At 39.2% G+C, this 4,460-nt stretch carries 3 protein-coding genes; 2 read left to right on the top strand and 1 reads right to left on the bottom strand.

Features of this window, described 5'->3' with window-relative positions; genetic code table 11:
• Nucleotides 1-165 precede the first annotated feature (165 nt).
• Nucleotides 166-396, top strand: a complete 231-nt coding sequence (locus IQ228_RS21920; protein WP_071992796.1) for a DUF4351 domain-containing protein — start codon at nt 166-168, stop codon at nt 394-396.
• A 351-nt stretch (nt 397-747) separates the two neighbouring features.
• On the opposite strand, the gene IQ228_RS21915 is transcribed toward IQ228_RS21920, so the two are convergent.
• Nucleotides 748-2,196 (bottom strand): glycoside hydrolase 100 family protein, encoded by a 1,449-nt coding sequence (locus IQ228_RS21915; protein ID WP_027402656.1) that lies wholly within the window; start codon nt 2,194-2,196, stop codon nt 748-750.
• Nucleotides 2,197-3,242: 1,046 nt separating this feature from the next.
• On the opposite strand from IQ228_RS21915, the gene IQ228_RS21910 reads away from it, so the two are divergent.
• Nucleotides 3,243-4,313: an Mrp/NBP35 family ATP-binding protein gene (locus IQ228_RS21910; protein WP_027402657.1), complete on the top strand. Its 1,071-nt coding sequence runs from the start codon at nt 3,243-3,245 to the stop codon at nt 4,311-4,313.
• The last annotated feature ends 147 nt before the right edge of the window (nt 4,314-4,460 follow it).

The following is a 4,460-nucleotide window of genomic DNA, read 5'->3' as shown; positions in this document are numbered from 1 at the left end:
TTGTATAAGAGACAGCCCCTCTCCAAACCTCTCCCCGACGCGGGGAGAGGCTTTGAAACCCCCATTCCCTTGTAGGGAAGGGGGGAAGGGGGTTAGGTTTCTAGAGATTATCGGTTTCATCTAATACTTTTCAAACGACCTCTAAGCCGTCAGGAGATTGAAGCGATGTTTTTAGTTAGTGATATTAAGCAAACTAGGGTATATCAAGAAGCAAAGCAGGAAGAAGCAACAAACTTATTGGTGCGTATATTATCCAAGCAATTTGGGAAATTGAGTGGTAACTACATCGAAACTATCAGCAACCTCACAATAGAACAACTAGAAGACCTGGGAGAAGCATTATTAGACTTTATAGACATTACCGACCTGGAAGAATGGTTAAAATCTCATAAATAATCTATGATTCTGTACACAAACACTAAGCTGTTGTGCATTTAGTTTGTATAAGAGACTTCCAAGAAATAAATTATCCTAAGAAACGAACCACAGAGGCACAGAGTACACAGAGAGAGAATTTTTGCATCAGTTTTGGGACATTTTTTATTTGGAAGTCTCTAATTCTAGCGGGCAAGATGCCCGCACTACAAAGTTCAAGTAAATTATGGTTATCAAATTTAGCTGCGTAACAGCTTAGTGTCCCGTAGGGATACATTGCAAGAGTCAGATTCCCGACTTCTCTAAGAAGTCGGGGATCTTGTTTTTCATAACTAAACCACCCTACCCTACGGTTTTCAGATAAAATTAGGTTTAAAGATTCATGTAGGTATCTATCCCACCAACTTCAAACTCACAGGCTCTAGAAACCACATCTGGAGGTAACTTATCAAAACTAATTAATGGTAAATAATCAGGATTATCTATAAGTTCCTGCGCTAATAAATAACCAGCAATTGTCCAAGTTTGATATTTCCTCGCTTGTTTACCAATTAATCTGCCTTTTTTACCATCATAATATTCTGGCCATTCATCTTCCGATAATCTGACTTTAGCAATTTCAAGAGCTTTTTCTGCCAACTGTGGTTTTTTGGTTTTCACCGCTGCTGCTGCTAACATCCACATTAAGACAGGCCAGCTACCAGCATTATGATATGACCAAGGTATATTTTTGGGGTCACATCCTGTGACGACTCGATATTCTTCACCTTGTAAAGCGGGATAACAGATTTTAACGGGCATATCTCCGACTAAATCATCCCATCGTTTTTCAATCAAATTCATAATTGCTTGGGACTGTTCTTCTGTAGAAAGATCAGAAATTACAGCCATCAAATTTCCGAGGGTGAAGAACCGAGTATCCATTTGTGATGGTCCGACATTTCCGGCAAAATAACCACCTTTTTTTGGTAGCCATTTATCTAACTCATAATAAGGTAAGGAATCGGCATAAATATTGAAGAGATTAACCGCCGTTTTTCCGTATTCCTCACCCTTAAAGCGATAAATTGCATTCAGACGATTAATATCTATCCAGTAATGCTGACGAATATGCCCACATAATAAAGGTAAGCGGTTATCAATTGCTTCTACAATATCCTCATTATCTTTACAAATTAGCAGTTCTCTGGCTGCACGTAAAGCGGCAAAAAATAGAACTTGAATTTCTAAAGGATGTCCATAAATTCCCATGCGTCTGTCTATCATACAAGCGCCATCAGGAACTAATAGCGTCGGGTACATATCAAACCGATTAGCTAAACAGATGTCCATAATTAACCTAATTCCTGTTTGGAATTCTGGTTGATAAGCCAGGGAATTATCTTGAGTAGCAACTACATAAGCACGTAATAAAATTAACCACCATAAACAAGAATCTACAGGTGTGACTCTGGCGATCGCGTGTTCACCAAAATCAGCTTCTAAAAACTCTTCCCCATTGGCAGAAACGACTTTAAAACTAGCTGGAATTAATCCTCTACCGGGTTTATAGGCATCTAATGCCTTTTCTTTCGGCTGTAACTTTAATGTTTGTTCTAGGAAATTCTTGACAATATCTGTTCTGCCTTTAATCAAAAAAATTAACGCCGAGGAAACAAAATCCCGGATAAAACATTGGTCATAATTTAATGCTTCGACGGATGAATCATAAGCCGCTACAGTACCAACGGGCTGACCTTTGTAGTAGAGAATTGAATTCTCTAATGCAAGCCAAGCTTCATTTTCTATATTTTTACTTGTCTCTAACTTATTTAGTTGCATTACCAGACTAACTCCATTTAGATAGTATACTTGTTGGGAATAGATGCACCTTTAATTATTTTTCATGTTATTTTCATCATAACTTTGAAATAGCAAATATCAATTCATTCAAAATACTAAATATGAGTCAATACCAAAATTAAACTCAATACCTTTGACAAACTGAAAAAAGCCTTGATTCGTAGGTGGCGTTGAGAGCCATAATCCAATAAATGCGTTGGGTTATACTGTCACTTAACCCAATTTATAAGAAATGGCAAAGGTATTGTAAACTGCATCATATTTAACAGTTTTTTGAATTTCTAGAAACGTGGATTCTTCTGTATGTAGAACCACTTAAATGTAGTATATCTACCTAATTAACAATTGGCTATTGCGATGACAAAATAAATTATTCCCCTACAACTTAACAAGTTATAACGTTTTTTCAGAATATGCAATATCAACAGCTAAGAGGTTGTTTGAAAACTTTTTCGTGTGGGATCTGACACCCGCAGATCCCCCTAAATCCCCCGTAAAAAGGGGGACTTTGAGGAATTTAGCCCCCCTTTGTAAGGGGGGTTGGGGGGATCTCGATTAATTCTGATACTTTTCAAACATCCTCTAAGGGATCACCAAAAAATAAATTACCCAATTTTGTGGGATGGGCATCCTGCCTGTCCTTGGTAATTAGCGGGCAATTCGTCCCGCACCACAAGAAACTTTTGGGGATTTTTTTTAATTGGAAGTCCCTAAAAAAAATTGGGGGGGATTAATACTGATCAATAGATATATATTTTACCAGCCCTTCCTAAGTTGCAACTTTTGATATCCTTGATTAAGTACACAGGCAAAATTAATTATATAAGTAGGTTGGTGTTGAAAATTGTCGTTATGGCAAGGCAAAAGGCAAGAGGCAAGAGTGAAGAGGGTTTGGGCGATTATACGTTGCTTTACACAGTTTGGTTTTATTGTGTTCACCTACTTACTCTAATAAAGTTAAGATTCTAGTATCTGTGAATGAAAATTTTTTAAGCTTTATAGTCAGCGGCAACGGTAAACACACTATGCATGATGTCCTAGATTCCCACGCAGTCCTAGAAGTGTTGCGACCAGTAGAAGATCCAGAACTTCGCAAAAGCCTGGTAGAGTTAAATATGATTCGCAACGTCAAAATTGACGGTGGCAAGGTTAGTTTCACTTTGGTGTTAACCACTCCGGCTTGTCCTTTACGGGAGTTTATTGTCGAAGATTGTCAAAAAGCTGTTAAAAAGCTCCCTGGTGTTACAGATGTGAGTATAGAAGTAACAGCGGAAACACCCCAGCAGAAAAGCTTACCAGACCGCAACGGTGTACCTGGGATAAAAAATATTATTGCTGTTTCTAGCGGTAAAGGTGGCGTTGGTAAGAGTACAGTGGCTGTAAATATTGCCGTTGCTTTAGCGCAAACTGGCGCTAAGGTTGGTTTATTAGATGCAGATATTTATGGGCCTAATGATCCTACCATGTTGGGTTTGAGCGATGCTAAAATTAATGTCCGGTCTACAGAGGCAGGGGACATTCTCGAACCAGCTTTTAATCATGGTGTCAAGCTTGTTTCCATGGGCTTTTTGATTGATCGAGATCAGCCAGTAATTTGGCGCGGTCCGATGCTCAATGGTGTGATTCGTCAGTTTCTTTATCAAGTGGAATGGGGAGAACTGGATTATTTAATTGTGGATATGCCCCCAGGGACTGGTGATGCTCAATTAACTTTAGCCCAATCTGTACCAATGGCAGGGGCAGTGATTGTGACTACACCACAAACGGTAGCTTTGTTGGATTCCCGGAAGGGGTTGCGGATGTTCCAGCAGTTAAATGTTCCAGTTTTGGGAATTGTGGAAAATATGAGCTATTTTATTCCCCCAGATCAACCGGATAAGCAATATGACATTTTTGGTTCTGGTGGTGGTTCAAAAACAGCCGCAGAATTAGGAGTTCCTCTGTTAGGATGTGTACCATTAGAAATTTCTACCAGAATTGGGGGTGATAGTGGTGTGCCGATAGTTATTGGTGAACCTAATTCAGCGGCTGCTAAAGCATTGAAGGCGATCGCTCTCACTGTAGCAGGTAAAGTTTCAGTTAATGCTTTGACATAAGTAAAAAAGGAGTCACCGAGTCAGGAGTCACCGAGTCAGGAGTCAGGAGTTCAGAAGAAGAAAGAAGAAAGAAGAAAGAAGAAAGAAGAAAGAAGAAAGAAGAAAGAAGAAAGAAGAAAGAAGAAAATTTCTCCCCAACCCCCCCAC

This window comes from Dolichospermum sp. LEGE 00246, assembly GCF_015207865.1.
Classification (GTDB): domain Bacteria; phylum Cyanobacteriota; class Cyanobacteriia; order Cyanobacteriales; family Nostocaceae; genus Dolichospermum; species Dolichospermum heterosporum.
The sequence above is the reverse complement of the archived record's forward strand: the minus strand, read 5'-3'. Positions and strand labels throughout refer to the sequence as shown.

Excerpts from the sequence above, each read along its gene's own strand:
- IQ228_RS21920 (WP_071992796.1), top strand. The coding sequence starts at position 166 with ATGTTTTTAGTTAGTGATATTAAGCAAACTAGGGTATATCAAGAAGCA.
- IQ228_RS21915 (WP_027402656.1), bottom strand. The coding sequence starts at position 2,196 with ATGCAACTAAATAAGTTAGAGACAAGTAAAAATATAGAAAATGAAGCT.
- IQ228_RS21910 (WP_027402657.1), top strand. The coding sequence starts at position 3,243 with ATGCATGATGTCCTAGATTCCCACGCAGTCCTAGAAGTGTTGCGACCA.